15 protein-coding genes are annotated in these 18,552 nt (G+C 32.3%); 7 read left to right on the forward strand and 8 right to left on the reverse strand.

Annotated features, from left to right (window positions below; all coding sequences use genetic code 11):
- Positions 1 to 404 precede the first annotated feature (404 nt).
- Together ACQKCJ_RS23820 and mnmE are read right to left on the reverse strand one after the other, a co-directional pair.
- Complete coding sequence (locus ACQKCJ_RS23820; protein WP_427403082.1) at positions 405 to 743, reverse strand: transposase; 339 nt, start codon at positions 741 to 743, stop codon at positions 405 to 407.
- 573 nt (positions 744 to 1,316) lie between these two features.
- Positions 1,317 to 2,717 carry a tRNA uridine-5-carboxymethylaminomethyl(34) synthesis GTPase MnmE gene (gene mnmE / locus ACQKCJ_RS23825; protein WP_427403077.1) on the reverse strand — a complete coding sequence of 467 codons (1,401 nt, stop codon included), beginning with the start codon at positions 2,715 to 2,717 and terminating at the stop codon, positions 1,317 to 1,319.
- A 183-nt stretch (positions 2,718 to 2,900) separates the two neighbouring features.
- Between mnmE and ACQKCJ_RS23830 the strand changes: the two genes are divergently transcribed.
- On the forward strand, positions 2,901 to 3,734 hold the full coding sequence (locus tag ACQKCJ_RS23830; protein WP_271338545.1) for a universal stress protein: 834 nt from the start codon (positions 2,901 to 2,903) through the stop codon (positions 3,732 to 3,734).
- Between the two features lie 67 nt (positions 3,735 to 3,801).
- On the forward strand, positions 3,802 to 5,574 hold the full coding sequence (locus ACQKCJ_RS23835; RefSeq protein ID WP_271338546.1) for a MutS-related protein: 1,773 nt from the start codon (positions 3,802 to 3,804) through the stop codon (positions 5,572 to 5,574).
- Positions 5,575 to 5,899: 325 nt separating this feature from the next.
- On the opposite strand, the gene ACQKCJ_RS23840 is transcribed toward ACQKCJ_RS23835, so the two are convergent.
- From ACQKCJ_RS23840 to ACQKCJ_RS23865, 6 genes are all read right to left on the reverse strand, one after another.
- Positions 5,900 to 6,529 carry a DsbA family oxidoreductase gene (locus ACQKCJ_RS23840; protein ID WP_271338547.1) on the reverse strand — a complete coding sequence of 210 codons (630 nt, stop codon included), beginning with the start codon at positions 6,527 to 6,529 and terminating at the stop codon, positions 5,900 to 5,902.
- 619 nt (positions 6,530 to 7,148) lie between these two features.
- Positions 7,149 to 8,267, reverse strand: a complete 1,119-nt coding sequence (dnaN, locus tag ACQKCJ_RS23845; protein WP_072958716.1) for a DNA polymerase III subunit beta — start codon at positions 8,265 to 8,267, stop codon at positions 7,149 to 7,151.
- 80 nt (positions 8,268 to 8,347) lie between these two features.
- Positions 8,348 to 10,060, reverse strand: coding sequence for a gliding motility-associated ABC transporter substrate-binding protein GldG (gene gldG, locus ACQKCJ_RS23850; RefSeq protein ID WP_427403078.1), 1,713 nt, complete (start codon positions 10,058 to 10,060; stop codon positions 8,348 to 8,350).
- Positions 10,060 to 10,785: a gliding motility-associated ABC transporter permease subunit GldF gene (gene gldF, locus ACQKCJ_RS23855; protein WP_271338549.1), complete on the reverse strand. Its 726-nt coding sequence runs from the start codon at positions 10,783 to 10,785 to the stop codon at positions 10,060 to 10,062. Before gldF ends, gldG begins: the two co-directional genes overlap by 1 nt.
- A 169-nt stretch (positions 10,786 to 10,954) precedes the next feature.
- Positions 10,955 to 11,251: a putative quinol monooxygenase gene (locus tag ACQKCJ_RS23860; RefSeq protein ID WP_271338550.1), complete on the reverse strand. Its 297-nt coding sequence runs from the start codon at positions 11,249 to 11,251 to the stop codon at positions 10,955 to 10,957.
- Positions 11,252 to 11,515: 264 nt separating this feature from the next.
- Positions 11,516 to 12,343, reverse strand: coding sequence for an SAM hydrolase/SAM-dependent halogenase family protein (locus ACQKCJ_RS23865; protein ID WP_271338551.1), 828 nt, complete (start codon positions 12,341 to 12,343; stop codon positions 11,516 to 11,518).
- Positions 12,344 to 12,673: 330 nt separating this feature from the next.
- Between ACQKCJ_RS23865 and ACQKCJ_RS23870 the strand changes: the two genes are divergently transcribed.
- The 5 genes from ACQKCJ_RS23870 (at position 12,674) to ACQKCJ_RS23890 (ending at position 18,360) form a co-directional block, all read left to right on the forward strand.
- Complete coding sequence (locus ACQKCJ_RS23870) at positions 12,674 to 13,624, forward strand: PhoH family protein (protein ID WP_072958604.1); 951 nt, start codon at positions 12,674 to 12,676, stop codon at positions 13,622 to 13,624.
- A gap of 139 nt (positions 13,625 to 13,763) precedes the next feature.
- Positions 13,764 to 14,465, forward strand: coding sequence for a hypothetical protein (locus tag ACQKCJ_RS23875; RefSeq protein ID WP_427403079.1), 702 nt, complete (start codon positions 13,764 to 13,766; stop codon positions 14,463 to 14,465).
- Positions 14,466 to 14,477: 12 nt separating this feature from the next.
- A complete protein-coding gene (locus ACQKCJ_RS23880; RefSeq protein ID WP_271338553.1) occupies positions 14,478 to 14,840 on the forward strand; it encodes a DUF1801 domain-containing protein in 363 nt (120 codons plus the stop codon).
- A 138-nt stretch (positions 14,841 to 14,978) separates the two neighbouring features.
- A complete protein-coding gene (locus ACQKCJ_RS23885; protein WP_427403080.1) occupies positions 14,979 to 15,815 on the forward strand; it encodes a Cof-type HAD-IIB family hydrolase in 837 nt (278 codons plus the stop codon).
- 196 nt (positions 15,816 to 16,011) lie between these two features.
- Positions 16,012 to 18,360 carry a prolyl oligopeptidase family serine peptidase gene (locus ACQKCJ_RS23890; RefSeq protein ID WP_427403081.1) on the forward strand — a complete coding sequence of 783 codons (2,349 nt, stop codon included), beginning with the start codon at positions 16,012 to 16,014 and terminating at the stop codon, positions 18,358 to 18,360.
- Positions 18,361 to 18,552 lie beyond the last annotated feature (192 nt).

Consider the following 18,552-nt stretch of genomic DNA (forward strand, 5'->3'; position numbering starts at 1 on the left):
CAGATGGTACTGCAGTTATGTGGGAGAGTATGTCGTCGCCTTTCTTTTGAAAACCCTGTTTCTAGCGAAACAGGGTTTTTTGTTTTACAAAATACCGGGGTAATGTTTTATATTGGTTTGTAGTTTAACCGCAAAGCGCGCAAGAAAAGTTTGTAATTGTTGAAAATTGTTAAGTTCGCAAAGCTGGATCGGATGATATTTTGTGACTAAATGCAATTGTGAAAAGTTGTCTTTCTTTTGCTTTCCTTGCTTCTTATGCATTTTTTCTTAAATAGCTTCTAATTTGGGATCAACACGAAAACCTGAGGAGCAGTAACAATTAAGCATAAATAGTAGTTAGTCTAAAAAGGAATGATTCCGCTGAAGCATTTGTACTTCTATTGTTAAAGTAGTTTAAAGATAGATTAGTAGTTAAGCGTTTTGGTATTTAGTAAGATATTAAAGTTCTTAAAATCTGATTCCTCTACATTTCTATACCAATGAGCTAGTTTAGTCATGGCGATGTATTTGTTATTGTAGTTGTTATATATCCCACGAAGTTGTTGTATTAATCTATGAGCTGTTTTTATATCAGGATATAAGCTAAATAAGATCTGAGATCTTTCATTATGGCTCTCAGTCCATTTTTCGTGAGATTTATAAAGAACATATCTACTCCTGGCTAAAAACTGCTTTACAGAGTCTCCGTTAGCAAAAGATTTGGAATATATATATTGACCTCTCTTTTTGCTTGTAATATCAATCGATTTTCGGTATCCATCGACTTACATCGATATTTTATTCTAATCTCCTACAATGCTTCTAGAGCTAATTTTTGAACATGAAATCTATCGGTAACCTGTACAGCTTTTTCGAAAACATCTTTTGGAGATCAATTTCATGGAATTAACCATGTCAAGTGTTATTTCTTGAACCCAACTTCTTTTTTATAGTCAATTTTGCAGATGTGTTCAATGACCTGACAGCTATAGAAGAAAATACAGCCAATATGGTGTTTAATAAGAAGGATGTGTGCTAGCGCGTAACTGGATCTCTTTCTTTGACAAAATTGAAGGTTTTTATGAAAGGTTCCTTCGTAATGAAGAAATACTTTTTGAAGATGCAAAACAATATACCAATGTAAAGCCTGTTTTACAAATAAGTAAATTTCTGATTTGGCAAACACCCTGGATAAAAAAATAGAGGTTGTCTAAAATTATTTTTCAGATAACCTCCTTAAATATAAATCCGATTCCTTGCTTTAAAAAATCGATGATTAGTGATGTAGTAATTGTTGGTTTTTTCGTGTATAAAACGACAATAACTTCTTATTGCTTTTACTTCCCAATACAGAAATTAGCAAAAATATTCCCTAACAATTCATCGTTTGAGACTTGACCCGTGATCAAGCCAAATTGATACAAAGCTTCACGAATATCAAGCGCAATTAGGTCACTGGAAAGATTTGTTTCAAGACCAAATTTTACTTTTTGTATTTCATCCAGAGCTTTTAGTAATGAATCATAGTGTCTTGTATTCGTAACAATGGTTTCATTGTTACGAAGAGCACCCGTATTTACAAAAGAAAGTAATTCATTCTTCAAGTCCTCAACACCAATTTTCTCTTTAGCTGAAATTAGTAAAAGTTTTGCATTTAAATTTTCAAGTTTAGTCGTGATGTTTGAAACTTCATCAGCTGACAATATATCTTTTTTATTTACAACAATAATTAAAGGTTTTAATGGGTATTTATTCTTGATTTGTTCAATTTCAGAAACAAACTCAGAACTTGAAATCTGAAACTTTAAACCGTCAAACAAATATATTACAACCTGTGCCTGTTCAATTTTCTCAAAAGTTTTTTTAATCCCAATACTTTCTACAACATCTTTAGTTTCACGAATTCCTGCTGTATCAATAAACCTGAAGCCAATTCCGCCAATAACCAATTCATCCTCAATAGTATCACGGGTTGTTCCTGCGATGTCTGAAACTATAGCGCGTTCTTCATTTAATAAAGCATTTAGCAATGTTGATTTCCCTACGTTTGGTTCCCCAACAATGGCGACAGGAATTCCGTTTTTGATCACGTTTCCAACGGCAAAAGAATCTATTAAACGTTTTAATACAAATTCAATCCTGTTTAATAATTCATGAAATTGAGTTCTGTCAGCAAATTCTACATCTTCTTCTGCAAAATCCAATTCTAGTTCTATTAACGAAGCGAAGTTCAAAAGCTCCTCACGTAATTTTGCAATTTCATTACTAAAACCACCACGCATTTGTTGCATGGCAATTTGATGCGAAGCTTCATTATCAGACGAAATTAAGTCGGCAACAGCTTCAGCCTGCGATAAGTCAAGTTTACCATTCAAAAACGCTCTCAAAGTAAATTCACCGGCATCAGCCATTCTGCAACCTTTTCGAAGCAATAATTGAATAATTTGTTGTTGAATATAAGTAGATCCGTGGCAGGAGATTTCGACTGTATTTTCGCCGGTATACGAGTTTGGACCCTTAAATACAGAAACCAATACTTCGTCAAGTGTTTTCGAATCATCAACAATGTGCCCCAAATGCAAAGTATGCGTTTTTTGCTTGGTGAGGTCTTTGTCTTTTATGGATTTAAAAACTGAATTTCCGATTGCAATAGCATCAGAACCTGAAATTCGAATTATAGCAATCGCTCCAGCTCCGGACGGAGTAGCCAATGCAACTATAGAATCTTGATTTATCATGGTGCAAAGGTATAAAAAAAGCCATAAAGTTGTGTCTTTGAAGTCGTCTTCAGGATATCTTCCTTAATTGTTAAAAAATCAATTATTAAGAAATAATTAAATGTTAAAATACTGATAATTGTCAGACTGTTTTATTTTAAGAATGACTAAATTTGAGAGAACAACTTCTAAATCCGAATCAAAATGAAAAAGATATTATTCCCCACCGATTTTTCTGAATCCGCAACAAATGCATTTGTACATGCTTTAGAATTTGCAAAAATTGTAAACGCTGAACTTATTTTGTTGCATACTTTTGAGATTCCGGTTTATGACAGTCAGTTTTTCCCAGAGAATTATGCAGCAATTTACAGCTCTATTGAATTGGCGAAATTTGAAATGTTTAAAGATGAAATTCCAAAATTAAGAACCATTGCAATGGAGCGAAACTTGGATGATATTGTCATAAAACACCGTTTAATGGATGGTGATTTAATTTATAATCTAAAAAATGCTGTCGAAGAAGATAAAGTAGATTTTGTTATTATGGGAACCTCAGGAGTTACAGACTGGACCAAGTTTTTTCTTGGGTCAAATACCAATGCCGTAATTTCAGAAATCAAAGTGCCTGTTTTATGTATTCCTGCTGATGCAAAATTCAAAAAAATAAAAACAATTGGCTTTACAACCCGTTATCGTGAAAAAGATAAAACAGAACTTAGAAAAGTGCTTAATATTGCAAAAAAGACAAATGCAAAGGTAAAAAGTTTATATGTTAAAACAACAAGTTCAGATGTTGCAGAAGAAACTATTAAAGAATGGGAAAAAGAGTTTGCAGGTGAAAATGTAGAATTTCTTGTCTTGCCAAGTGACGAAGTAAAAGAAACGATTCTTGACTTTATATTGTATAAAGATATCGACATATTGACAACCATAACACACAAAAGATCTTTCTTCGAAAGCTTATTTGAGTCCAGTTTTACAAAAAAAATCGCAAAAGAAGTTTCTGTTCCGGTTTTGGTAATGCACGAAACATAAAATAAGATACCTTTTGATAGTACATATAGGTGTATAGTCTATATTTGTGTTTCATTAAATTAAAAAAATGGAAGCATATCAAAACAAGGTTGAACACTATACTACAATTTTTCATAAGATCAACAAGAGATACAATAGCATCAGCGTTCTGCGCCTTATAAGTATTTTTCTTTGCTTGTTTTTATTGTTTTATTACATAAAAACTAATGAAATTCTTTATGCAGTTTTTGCCTTTCTGTCTTTTGTTGGTTTTCTTTTTTTGATGAGAATTCATTCGCGATTATCTTTTCAGAAAGAACTTACTACAGCAATTTTGAAACTTAATAAAAATGAAATTACCTATTTGAAAAGAGAGAAAATCCCTTTTGAAAATGGAATTGAATTCAATGATTTTCATCATCCTTATGCTTACGATTTAGATATTTTTGGAGAACATTCGTTATTTCAGAATATAAACAGAACCGCCACTTTTGTCGGAAAAAAAACATTAGCAAATCAATTATTAAGCTTGTCGCCTAATGAAACAATTCTTGAAAATCAGGAAGCAATCAACGAGCTTAAAACTAAGATCAATTTGCGCCAGGATTTCCTTGCCCTTGCAATGATTAGTAACGATTCTAAAAATTCGTATGATTCGTTGCTATATTGGAATTCATTTAAGAATAATAGCTTACCTAAATTTTTAGTTGCATTGTCTATTGTTCTTCCGGCTTTGTTTTTAGGTTTTTTAGTGGCTTATTTTATTACTTCAAAAATTATTATATTATCTTATTTAACCTATATTTTTATTGCGAATTTAATTGTTCTAGGACAGTCATTCAAACGAATTCAATCTGAAATTGCCAAAGCAGACAACGTAGATAAAATCATTAAACAATATAGTTTGTTAGTTCAGATAATTGAAGCGGAAACTTTTCAATCCAGAAAATTAATTGATTTGCAGCAGCAGCTTATTTTTAAAAATGCAACCGCAAGCAAACACTTAAAAGACCTGTCGGAGTTGTTTTCAAGAATGGATACAATTAATAATTTTGTAACTGCTATCGTGTTTAATGGTATTTTCTTATTTAATCTTCACGTATTAAAATCACTTCTAAAATGGAAAGACAATTATTCGACTGAACTTGAAAAATGGATTGCTATCATTGGAGAATTTGAAGCCTTGAATAGTTATGCAAATTTGGCCTATAATAATGCTGATTTTGTTTTTCCCGAAATCAATTCAGAATATAAAATAGGATTTTCAGATTTAAGTCATCCTTTGTTAAACCCAGAGACCAGAGTAGGAAATGATACTCATTTTTATCCGGAATCGTTTATGATTTTAACAGGATCTAATATGTCTGGAAAAAGTACTTTTTTAAGAAGTCTGGGAATTAATATGGTTTTAAGCGGGGTAGGTTCCGTTGTTTGTGCTTCAAAAGCTAATATTCATCCACTTCCTGTTTTAGTATCAATGCGATTGTCAGATTCCTTAGCAGATAGTGAATCTTACTTTTTTGCAGAAATTAAGCGTTTAAAACAAATTATGGACGCATTAGAAGATCAGCCTGCTTTTGTTTTGCTGGATGAAATATTAAGAGGAACAAACTCTGATGACAAACGAAACGGAACTATAGAAGTGGTTAAAAAGGTTATTGCTAAAAATGCAATTGGGGCCATAGCAACACACGATATCGAAGTTTGTCTGACGACAAATGAATATCCTGATATTTTAACGAATCAATGTTTTGAGGTAGAGATAAAAAACAATGACCTTCATTTTGATTATAAACTCCGCAACGGAATCTGTAAAAACAAAAGCGCAACTTTCTTAATGCAGAAAATGGGAGTGATTTAAGATTTAGATTGTAGATTTTAAATTGGAGTTTAACGAGGAGCTATTTCCTGCTGTCCACTGTATCTTTTGTGGTGAACCCCACCACAAAAGGATGCCGTTACAATCAGGGCTAGGGCAATCTTGTTTGTATAAGAAAATTTTGTTCTTGTTGTGTCGCTCTAAACGAAGTTGGACAACTTGAAGTTCCATATTTAGTTTGTTATTTCGACGAAGGAGAAATCGCACAAGAAACTCAGCAAAGAAAAGTAAAGTCGTTGCCAAATATTGGATGTGATTTCTCCTTTGTCAAAATGCAAGATTGAACATAAATGACAGGCTGAAAATGTTATTTCTGAGCTTCTGTGATAGTCTTCACAAAAGCTTCAACAGGCTGTGCTCCGGAAACCGCATATTTTCTATCAAAAACAAAAAACGGAACTCCTTGTACGCCAATTTCCTGAGCTTCGGCAATATCATCCTGAACTTCCTTTAGAAATAAGTTTTCATCTTTTAGAACTTCTAAAACAAGATTCTGATCAAGACCAGCTTTTACAGCCAGTTCTATTAATGTTGGTCCATCATTTAAATCTCTTCCTTCAACAAAATAAGCCTTAAAGAAAATTTCTTCCATTTCATCGCCTAATTTTTTGACTTTAGCCAATTGTATAATACGATGCGCAGTTAAAGAGTTTGAAATAATAGCTTTATCAAAGTGATAGTCCAAACCGACGCTTTTTGCGCGTTCTACAACGCCTTTATGCATTTCTATAGATTGCTCAACAGAAATGCCTTTTCGCTCTGCTAAAAACGTATAAACATCCTTGCCTGATTGTGGTGTAATAGTAGGATCAAGTTGAAAACTTTTCCATTCAATTTCAAATTCACCATTTGGAAACTCAGCTAAAGCTGTTTCCAGTTGTCTTTTTCCGATATAACAAAACGGACACATGATGTCCGACCAAATTTCTATTTTCATATTACAAAGTTAAAGAAAAAAAATGTTTCCGGTTTTCTTTGTTTCAGGTTTCAGGTTTTCCTGGATTGTGTTGTTTAAGCGCAAAGCACGCAAGGATCTTTTTATTGGGCAGTAAATAATCTCGCAAAGACGCAAGTACGCAAAGTTTATCTTCTTGGTGATGTATGCATCTTAGTTAAATTAACATAGAGAGAATATAAGCTTAAAAAAACTTTGCAACTCCTGCGTCTTTGCGAGATTAAAAAAGGATAACTTATAAATTAATTTTTATAAACATAGGAGTTCGAAGGTTTGGTCAAGTTCTCTTTGTTTTACACAAAGCTTTGCGTTCGTTGCGTTTGTGAACATAATCTGAATATAAAAAGATTCTTGCGTGCTTTGCGGTAAAAATACACTCAAACCCTATTCATATTTCAACCTGAAACATAAAACTTCAAACATGAAACTTCAAACCTGAAACAAAACAGATTCTAAATAAAAAACCGCAAATCTTAAAAAAAGAATTGCGGTTTCTAGGTATAAAAAATGGTTGGTTAATAGCGTTGTTATTTTTTTTTACAATGATATGTCTTTAATTTGAAACTAAAAAAGATCCTTGTAACAAAAAGAACTTTTGATGTTAACTATTTAACATCACGGGCATTACCAACATTGTAACAGTTTCACCTTCTTCTAAACCATCAACAGGAGTTAAAATCCCGGCTCTGTTAGGCAATGACATTTCTAACATAATCATATCTGATTGTAAGTTAGTCAGCATCTCCGTTAAAAAACGAGAGTTAAAACCAATCTGAAGATCATCTCCCTGATAATCACAAGTCAATCTTTCTTCGGCTTTATTTGAGTAATCAATATCTTCAGCAGAAACATTTAATTCAGCTCCGGCGATTTTTAAACGAATTTGGTGTGTTGTTTTGTTTGAGAAAATCGCAACACGTTTAACAGAACTTAAAAATAAAGAACGGTCAATCATTAATTTGTTTGGATTCTCTTTTGGAATTACAGCTTCGTAATTAGGGTATTTTCCATCAATCAAACGACACATTAAAATATAGTTGTCAAATGAGAAAGTCGCATTCGAATCGTTATATTCAATTTTTACTTCAGCATCAGAACTTCCTAAAATACTTTTTAAAATATTTAAAGGTTTCTTAGGCATAATAAAATCTGCAACCTGAGATGCTTTTACATCTGTACGTGCATATTTTACCAACTTATGAGCATCTGTAGCTACAAAAGTTAAACCTTCTGGTGAGAACTGGAAGAAAACTCCTGACATTACCGGACGTAAATCATCGTTTCCGGCAGCAAAAATAGTTTTACTTACAGCAGTTGCTAATACATCAGCAGGAACAAGTGTTACAGACGGATCTTCAAGGCTTACAGATTTAGGGAATTCTTCACCGGCAGCATATGCTAAAGCATATTTTCCTGAGTTTGAACTAATTTCAACCGTATTGTTTTCTTCAACTGTAAAAGTCAAAGGTTGTTCCGGAAATGTTTTCAAAATTTCAAGTAAAAGTTTTGCAGGTACAGCAACGCTTCCTTTACTTGTAGAATCAATTGATAATGTAGCAGACATTGTAGTTTCAAGATCCGAAGCCGAAACTGTCAACTCATTATTGTCTAATTCAAATAAAAAGTTATCTAAAATAGGCAACGTATTGTTACTGTTGATTACACTACCTAAAACTTGTAATTGTTTTAATAAGTACGAACTCGATACTATAAATTTCATCTCTTTTGTTTTATTTTTTTGCACTTTTTCTTAGTATTTCTTCAACTAGGATAGGTTTTACAAATATATCGTAAACAATCTTAGTTTCGCAATTTTTTTATTAACATCTGTTTGCCATATTTTCTTTTACGGAGATACGTAAATATCAGTCCAAAAACCAGTAAAATTAGAATTGGAAGTCCGATAGTTATGAATTGAGTCAGGTTGTAATTATCATAAACTTTGTTTTTGTCCAATAAAGGCAAATTGACATCTTTACTTCTAATGTTAATAAGTCCGGTATCATCCAGTAAATAATTAATACAATTCATCATGAAATCTTTGTTGTCATACAAATTTCCGGTACGTTGATCGTATCCTAATTCAACAGGCATCATGTTTTTATCTAATTGATTCCTTGCCAGATCACCATCAGAAATGACAATCATTTTATTTGGTTTTCCTTTTGCTAAAAATGAATTTTCTTTAAACGGTAAAACGCGATTCTCAAAAGCCGAGGGAAAATTTCCTTCTAATAAAACCGAAAGAGGTATGTTTCCTTTATTCAGGTAATCCTGGGGAGATGTTTTTTCGGTGACGCTATTTAAACTTATTTCTGTTGGTGTTCCGACCACTTTAGAATATTGAGACGATTGTAATAAAACCGTTTTTTTAATACCGTTTTTTAAAGTGTCAATCGGATTTGCGAAATCAAATTTAATTTCGCCTAGATTTTTTACAATCGGATTACTGCTTGCAGGTACAACAACCGGGGCAAATTTCCAGATAAACTCCTGATATTGTGTCGCACTTCCTTGTTCTCCGGTGGCTAGTTTTAATTTGCTTCCTCGTTCATCTTTTACTAAATCAGGATTAATCCTAAATCCGTATTTAAAGAACATATCGTTTAAATTCAGATCTCTGGGATAAGCTAAAGTCGCTCCGGACTGATTGTATAAACTATCCATGTCTGCTGCGACCTGATCAATTAGCCAGAGCGTTTTACCGCCGTTCATGATAAACTGGTCTAAAACTTGTTTTTCTTCATCAGAAAAAGCTTCAGTTGGTTTTGAGATAATAGCTAAATCGTATTTTTTTAGCGCCTCTAAAGTTCCGGTCGGGTTTTTAGCTACCGAATCTAATGTGAAAGGTCCGATGTAATAACTTTCGCGAATTTGCATTAGCAATTTAGCAATGTGAACTTCGTTTAATTCCCCATTTCCTTTTATAATTGCAACTTTCTTTTGTCTGTCTTTGCTGATTTTATTAATTGCATCAGCAATAGAATATTCCAGATGCTGAATCGACCCGATCACTTTTTGAGTAGTCGAAGCACCCATTATATTTTTCAATAAGGGAATATTAACCTCTTTATTGTTATAAATCGCAATTGCCCACGGAAAAACCATTGCCTGAGATTGTTTTCCCTTATCGTCAACAGTAATGTTTATTGGTGTAAGACCTTTTTGATACAAAGATTTTACAACATCCATGCTTTCGTCTTCGTTCTCCATCGGATTAACGAATTCGAAAACAATATTGCTATTATAGGCTTGAAATTCTTCTAGTAATTGTTTGGTTTCTACTTGTAAACGTTTAAAATCTGCCGGCAAGTCGCCCTGCATATAAATCTTGATCGATAAAGGGTTTTTAACCTGCTTTATAATCTGCAAAGAGGTTTCGGATAATGTGTATCTTTTGTCTTTGGTCAAATCGAATCGGTGAAAAAACAAACTTCCCAATACATTTAAAACGATTAAAACAAAAACAGTAATACCTAATGTTTTGATATTTTGTTGAGTAGATGCTTTCATTATGCTTTAAAAGATTTTAATTGATAAACAGTAAAAGACAGAAACAACACCGTAATGCTTGAAAAATAGATAACATCACGAGTATCGATAACGCCTCGGCTCATACTTTTAAAATGATCCTGCATACCAAATGCCGATATTATTGTAGAAGATCCCGGAATCAATGCAGATAAACCTTCGAAACCGAAATAAAATATAAAACAAAGAAAGACGGCAATTATAAAAGCTACAATTTGATTTTCTGACAGAGTAGAAGTAAAAATTCCGATAGAGGAATAAGCGGCAATCAAAAATAATAATCCAAAATAAGAACCAATTGTACTCCCCATATCGATATTTCCTTCAGGAGCACCCAAATCCGAAATTACTTTTACATATATAAAAGTGGGAATAATGGCTAAAATGATTAATAGGAGAGAACCCAGAAATTTTCCGTTTACAATTTCCCAAATCGATAATGGTTTAGTCAAAAGTAATTCTAACGTACCTTGCTTTTTTTCGTCAGAGAAACTTCTCATCGTAACAGCCGGAATCAGAAAAATCAAAATCCATGGTGCTAACGTAAAAAACGGAGTCAAATCAGCATAACCGCTATTCAATATATTGTAATCTCCCTGGAAAACCCATAAAAATAGTCCGTTGCTAATTAAGAAAATAGCAATGACCAAATAGCCAATAGGTGAGCCAAAAAAAGATTTTATTTCTCTTAAAATGATTGATTTCATTCAATTGTTGTTTTAAATCGTTGATTTTTGTTTAAAGTTTCAGGTTTCAAGTTTGCTTTCCTTTGCGAACTTTGTGTTTTCTAAAACCTTTTATTTATAATCTTTGTGTTCTCTGCGGTTAATTCGTTCCAATATTCAGCACATAAGTTGAAGCCTGAAACAAAAGAAACTAATTTAAACTAACCAGCTTGTCGACACTCCACGCTTCCGGTTTTGCATTAAAAAGCTTTTTTGTAAAACTCCAAACGGTATTAAATAGTTCAGATTGTCTGTAATTTTCTAAATCTTCTTCAGTTTCCCAATAACTATAAGTAAAAAATATGCATTTATTATTTTTATCCTGATACAACTCTAAAAAACGATTTCCCTCTGCATTTCGTATTTTATTTTTCACGGTTTCAAAATTTTCCAGAAAATCCGGAATTTTTTCTTCGTGAAAACTCATTTTTACTATTCGAACAAACATATTGTAATTTTAGATTGTTGATTGAAAACCTGCTTACAAGCGCGCAAAAATACCAAAATTGATTGTTCTTTTTGTGAAAATTTAAAATATTATAAAAGTATAGTTTTTACTACAATATTGTCGTCTCGGCATAGTAGAGGTTATATAAGAAGCTCCGTAAAGAAAATCTCCAATCTTTGTTGGTTACGAGTGTGATTACTACTCTGTAGAAATGACAAGAAAATCTGTGTATATCTGTTTAAATCTGTAAAATCTGTGGGCTATTTACAGAAACTTAATCGTAATCACATCTCTATAGTTCAGTCCCAGTAAACTATTTGCTGAACCTACTTTTGATGGATTGCTTCTGAAAATTGCAATTTCAAGAAATCCTGCTTCGTTAAAAATAGCAAGTTTTTCGCCTTCATACGTTTTAATAGGGTATTTATCAGAACTTGCGATAGCAGAATAATTAGGCAAAATAGTTTTTATACTTCTTGGTTTCATTACAATTTCATAAGGACGTCCTTTTGCAATTTCTCCAAATTGTCTTTTGGAAATATTAGTTACAACATTACCAAAATGATCAATATAAATCACGTAGCCTTTTATCGAATTTCCATCATTTGCAACGACAGGCTGGAGTTCTGTAATTTGCTTTATTTCCTGGATTTCTTTCCCAATAACATTTAGTAGCCCGCCTTTAGCAAGATGGCATGCCACTTTTATAAAAATATCCAAATCACTAAATTCACTCGGGAAACGATCGTGTATGTTGATAGCCACAATTTTTTGCGGAACAATTTTCTGCGTAAGCATACTTAAAATACCATTGTCCGCACATATAAAATAATGATCGTTCCATTGCATTGCAATGTGTTGATTTTCCTTATTACGCTCAATATCTACACCTATCAAATGTATTGTTCCTTTAGGAAAACTTAAATAAGATGCTCCAATGATATAACTGGCTTCTGCATTATTAAAGGGGTCAACGTCATGCGAGATGTCTACGATTGTAGCTTCTGGATACTCTGAAAATATCTTACCCTTTAGTGAACCAACAAAGTGGTCTTTCAAGCCGTAATCGGTAGTAAGGGTAATTATTGACATAATTTTGTTTATAACTATTGGTAGTATTTAAATCTAATTTTCATTAAATTTGAGAAATGCAAAGCTAATAATAGTAAATGCAAATTGAAAGAAAGAAAAGACAATTTACAATAAATATATAGTAGTCTCAGTTTCCAGTTTCAGTTTTCAGTGTTTTAACAGAAAGCGATTTTATTCGATAAAAAAAGGGTGAAATAGTCTCCGTTTTCAGTTTTAGAATTGTAAATTTAGACAGCGACTGAAAACTGCGACCGTAAACTGTAAACTAAAAAACACCCGACAACCACAGATTATAAAAACTGATTTATTTTTAATTTAAAACTATCTCATTTGAACGAAAGAATTATCGAGCTCATAGACATCGCTCCAAAAGACTTTTGGGGCGCTCAAGACACTCATCTTGAAATAATTAAAAAGTATTACCCAAAGCTTAAAATCGTAGCGAGAGGTACCACTTTGAAAGCATTTGGCGAAAAAGAAGTTTTAGATGAATTCGAAAAAAGATTTCAGAGGCTTATGCTTCATTTTACCCGATACAACAACATTGATGATAATGTAATTGAACGTGTAATAATGAGTGATGGTCAGGATGAAAGAAAATCATTAGATCATGACAAAATACTAGTTCATGGAGTTGGCGGTAAAATAATTAAAGCCATGACGCCCAACCAGCAACTATTGGTAGATACCATCAAGAAAAATGATATGGTATTTGCTGTTGGTCCTGCCGGAACCGGAAAAACGTATACAGGTGTTGCAATGGCTGTAAAAGCGCTTAAGGATAAGGAAGTAAAAAGGATCATACTAACACGACCAGCGGTAGAAGCAGGAGAAAATCTAGGTTTTTTACCCGGCGATATGAAAGAAAAGCTGGATCCTTACATGCAGCCACTTTATGATGCTTTGCGCGATATGCTGCCTAACGAAAAGCTCGAAGATTACATCTTAAAAGGAATTATACAAATTGCGCCATTGGCATTTATGCGTGGCCGTACACTTGATAATGCCTTTGTAATTCTGGATGAAGCACAGAACACAACGCACTCACAAATGAAAATGTTTTTGACCCGTATGGGAAAAAATGCCAAATTCATGATTACAGGTGATCCCGGACAGGTTGATTTACCACGAAGAACTATTTCTGGTCTTAAAGAAGCTATTTTAGTCTTGAAAGACGTTGACGGAATTGGAATTATTTATCTTGATGATAAAGATATCGTACGTCACAGATTAGTTAAAAAGGTAATTGATGCCTATAAACAAATAGAAAATCACGATTAATTTTTTTATAAAATGTCAAATGTAAATCGTAAACTGTGTTTTGATATTTAATGATATTCGTTTTATTCATGTCTTTTAAAGAAATGCGTAAAACGAATATTTTTTTTAAATTAATACTACAAATAAAGAAATTGATTGAATGGGAAAAATGGAATCGGTCACAATTCTCGTGATAAGCTTATTGTTTTTTGTAATAAATTTAAGGGCTCAAAATAAAGATAACAAGCAAAATGATCTTTTAAGTGGTAATTCAAAATTATCTGGTAAAGAAATTGTCTCTGAATTATCAAAGTATTATTTTTTTAATTTGACAGATAAATCAAATTTTAAAAAAACAAAAGCAGAATTTGAAAATTCATATAATGAACTCAGCTTTTTTGAAGGTTTAATGAAAGAAGATTTAATTTTTACTGATAATAGATTTTACTTCATTGATTCTGAAACTTTATTTGAAGGCGGAGGATTGACTCAATATCTGGAAATAGTGAAAATTTCATTTAATAAACTTAATCTTAAACTTGTTTTTTCTGAGGAATACAATAATCAAACTGAAAAACATTGGAAGCATACAATTAGGTTGAATGGAAGAGAATATACAGCATACGATGGTAACTTTAGTGACAACGATTGGGGAATTTCATATATAAACTTTATTGAAATGTTAAATAGCGAGCTTAAATTACAAAATAGTAATGAACAGTTCTATCCAATTAGTTCAGGGAATGACGGAAGAATGGTTCTATTGACGGAAAAACAATTTGAATTTGTACAAGCAAATTATCCAAATGATAACGGGCATCCGAAAAACATCTTTGATTGGAAAAATAGCTATGATTTGTAAATTATTATAAAAATGAAACAGTTAGATGATTTTTATTTAGAACAAGAAGAGCCTTTAAGAGGAACATTTCTTGCATTGAAAGAAATTATCCTAAAGCAAGACGATGACATTACCAACGTTCTAAAATACGGAATGCCTTTCTTTTGTTACAAAGGAAAAATGTTTTGTTATTTATGGATTCACAAAAAACTCAAACAGCCTTATATTGCAATGGTAGAAGGAAAACATTTTGAGGAGACTTTTTTAATTCAGGAAGGTCGTGCGAGAATGAAAATTATGTTGCTTAATCCTAATGAAGATTTGCCTTTAGAAAGAATTGAAATGATTGTGCAAAAAGCTTTAAATTTATATAAAAGCGGATTGATTAAATTTTAAAAATTAAAAATACAGAATTTAATTAAATCGTTAAATAAATAATAAACTTGCCCTATTTTAAGCTTTTGCGGCTTATTATCTTTGTTCTTTTGAGCTTAAAGCTGTAAATTTGCAGATCATAAATATTTGATTTCTAATATGACAAAGCTTAAAAATATAAAAGTTGTAGTAAGTGACTTAGACGGAACTTTACTTAATCCACAACACAGAATTTCAGATTACACCAAATCAATTTTTCAGGAACTTCACAATCAAAATTATCTTATCGTTGTTGCCACAGGCCGTCACCATCTGGATGCAATGGCAATTATAGAAACGCTTGAAGTACCTGTTTATCTGGTAAGTTCAAACGGCGCAAGAATTCACTCTCCGGAAAAAGAAGAAATTTTTGCATTCAACTTAAATAGTGACGTTGTAAAAACCGCATTAAATGTTGAAATTGATCCTGAAATCACAGTAGTTTTATTCAAAGAAAATGTTTGGCAAACCAATAAATGGAGTGAAAAGTTAAATGCTTTTCAAGCCGATTTAAAATACCATCCTGAATTAGTTGATTATAAAACCCTGGAAGATTTTGGAGCTATAAAAATATTCTTTTCATGCGATAATCATGAAAAATTAGTAAAATTAAAAGATGCAATTCTCGCTAATTCTTCAGAACATTTGCATCATGCTTTTAGTTTGCCAACTTGTTTAGAATTCATGGATAAATCTATTGACAAAGCAGTTGCAATTGAGATAGTACTTGAAAAACTAGGTTTTACTTTGGATCAGGCGGTTTCTTTTGGAGATGGTTTCAATGATGTTCAAATGTTATCTGCATCCGGAAAAGGTTTAATTATGGGAAATGCTCCGGCTTCATTAAAGGAAACTTTACCAAATTTAGAAGTAATCAAAACCAATGCTGAAGATGGAGTAGCACATTATATTGCTTCAAAAATTTTGGATAAGGAATTTGCGGCGAGCGAATTATAAAAGTAAAGGCATTTGTGAAAATCTAATAGTTCGAAAATTTAGATTTTTGATAAAATATAGATCCCTGAAGTTAATTCTTTAGGGATTTTTTTTGATTAGCCAATAATATGCAAAGAATTCTCTAAGCAAATGACAAAAATATTTTTTTAATACTATGCAAAGTGTATTTTTGTTTTCTCACAAAATAACGAATACTATGAAAAAAAACATTTTTATACTTACCTTTTTTATTGCTTCAATAGCCGGCCATAGCCAAACTTTAAAATTAGAAGAAATAATGAAAGGCGAATCTTTTATTGGGAATCAGCCAACAAACGGTCGCTGGTCTCTGGATGGTAAAAAGGTGTATTTTGAATGGAATCCGACCAATGATTTAGGAGCAAGTACGTATTTCTGGCAAAAAGGAGCTGCAAAACCTTTTTTGGCAGAACCAAAAGAGGCTGCTTTTTCTAAACTTGATTTCAAAAGAAAGTCAACTTCAGATATCGTTTATTATATAGACAATGGAGCTTTATATTCTTATACAATCAGTACAAAAACAGCAAAGAAAATCATTGAGCAAAGCAGTCCGATTTCAAATCTTGAATTGGGTACAGTAAACGGAATTGTATTTTTTGAACAGAATGATAATGTTTTTAAATACAATGCTAAAGAGGGAACAGTACTTCAAATAACAAATTTGTCTAAAGGTATTAAGAAAGAAAAACCTTTAGATAAAGATTCTTTTTTAAAGACACAACAAAAAGGATTATTTCAGTTTATCAAAGACAAAGAAGCTAAAAAACAATGGAATGTAGCTAAAAATAAAGCGATTAAATCTGACTTTGCCAAGGAATATTTTTATGGAAAAGATAATTTATTTAATCTAAAAGCAAATCCAAACGGAAATTTTGTAACTTTTAGTTTAGTAGAAGAATCAGATGTTAAAAAAGAAAAAATGGAAGTTTTTATAACTGATGATGGTTATAACCAAACACCGGATACGAAAGAAAAAGTATCTACGGCAAATTTGGTTAAAACTAAATTCGGAATATATTCTGTTGCTAAAGACACCGTCTATTATGTGAATTTTTCGACTTTAAGTCATATTCAGGACAATCCAAAATATTACGAATCATATGATAATTTAAAAAATAAAAGTAAAGAAGATAAATTGATTATGATTCAGGCTCCGGTTTATAATGAAGACGGATCTATTGCAATTGTTGAGATCAGAAGTCAGGATAATAAAGACAGATGGTTAATTAGTTTAAATCCTGAAAACGGATCGTTTAAAGAAATAGAACATCAACATGATGATGCATGGATTGCGGGACCAGGAATTCCATCGTATTCTTTTGACTCAGGAACTTTAGGATTTCTGGCAGATAATGAAACAATTTATTTCCAGTCTGAAGCTACAGGATACTCACATTTATATACCTATAATCTAAAGTCAGGCAAGAAGACACAACTCACAAGTGGCAACTGGGAAGTTCGTGACGTTACTTTATCTAAAGATAAAAAGGCATTTTACTTAACGACAAATACAATACATCCGGGAAACAGAAATTTTTATAAATTAGCTTCAACTGGAGGCGCTCTGGAACCAATTCTAACTAAAGACGGTGCGCATGAAGTAGTAGTTTCTCCCGATGAAAAATCACTTTTAGTACGTTATTCATATAAAAATGTTCCTTGGGATTTTTATATTGCTGACAATAAAAAGAATACAGCCTTACAACAAATTTCTTCTTCGACTTCTGAAGATTTCAAAAAGTACAAGTGGAGAGAACCGGAAGTTATTACGTTTAAAGCACAAGACGGAACTCCTGTAAATGCGAGATTGTACACGCCAAAAACTGAAAACGCAAACAAAGCGGCAGTAATTTTTGTGCACGGAGCAGGTTATTTGCAAAACGCTCATAATTATTGGAGCAATTATTACAGAGAATATATGTTTCATAATATGTTAACTGATTTAGGTTATACGGTTTTGGATATTGATTATAGAGGAAGTGATGGTTACGGACGTGATTTTAGAACAGGAATTTACCGTTTTATGGGAGGAAAAGATTTATCTGATCACCTTGACGGAAAGAAATTATTAGTAGAGAAGTACGGGATTGATGCCAATAGAGTAGGGATTTACGGCGGTTCATACGGAGGATTTATTACTTTAATGGGAATGTTGACAACCCCGGGTGAATTTGCATCTGGCGCGGCCCTGCGTTCAGTTACAGATTGGGCACATTATAATCACGGATACACAGGAAATATCTTAAATTTTCCAGAGACAGATCCTGAAGCATACAAGAAAAGTTCTCCTATTTATTATGCAGATAATCTAAAAGGAAACTTAGTAATGTTACACGGTATGGTCGATGATAATGTAGAGTATAAAGATATTGTACGCTTATCGCAACGTTTTATAGAATTACAGAAAAAGAACTGGACGCTGGCTTCATTTCCGGTAGAATCGCACGGATTTAAAGAAACATATTCCTGGATTGACGAATATAGCAGAATTTTGAATTTGTTTAATTCAACACTTCTTAATAAATAGTTTACAGTTTTCAGTCGCAGTGTTTAGTCTCAGTCTCAGTTAGCAGTTTGAGTAATTCATCTGTGCAAAATGTAAGTTTAAGCTTTGTCAAAGTTTTAAACCAAGAGTGTAAGGAACTTTTGTAAAAAACTATTATTTTTATTTTCTGTATTTATAAATCTATCAGAAAATGCAAATCAGAACAGAAGTAAA

Origin of the sequence: Flavobacterium sp. NPDC079362, from assembly GCF_050267765.1 — a bacterium.
GTDB classification, from domain to species: domain Bacteria; phylum Bacteroidota; class Bacteroidia; order Flavobacteriales; family Flavobacteriaceae; genus Flavobacterium; species Flavobacterium azizsancarii.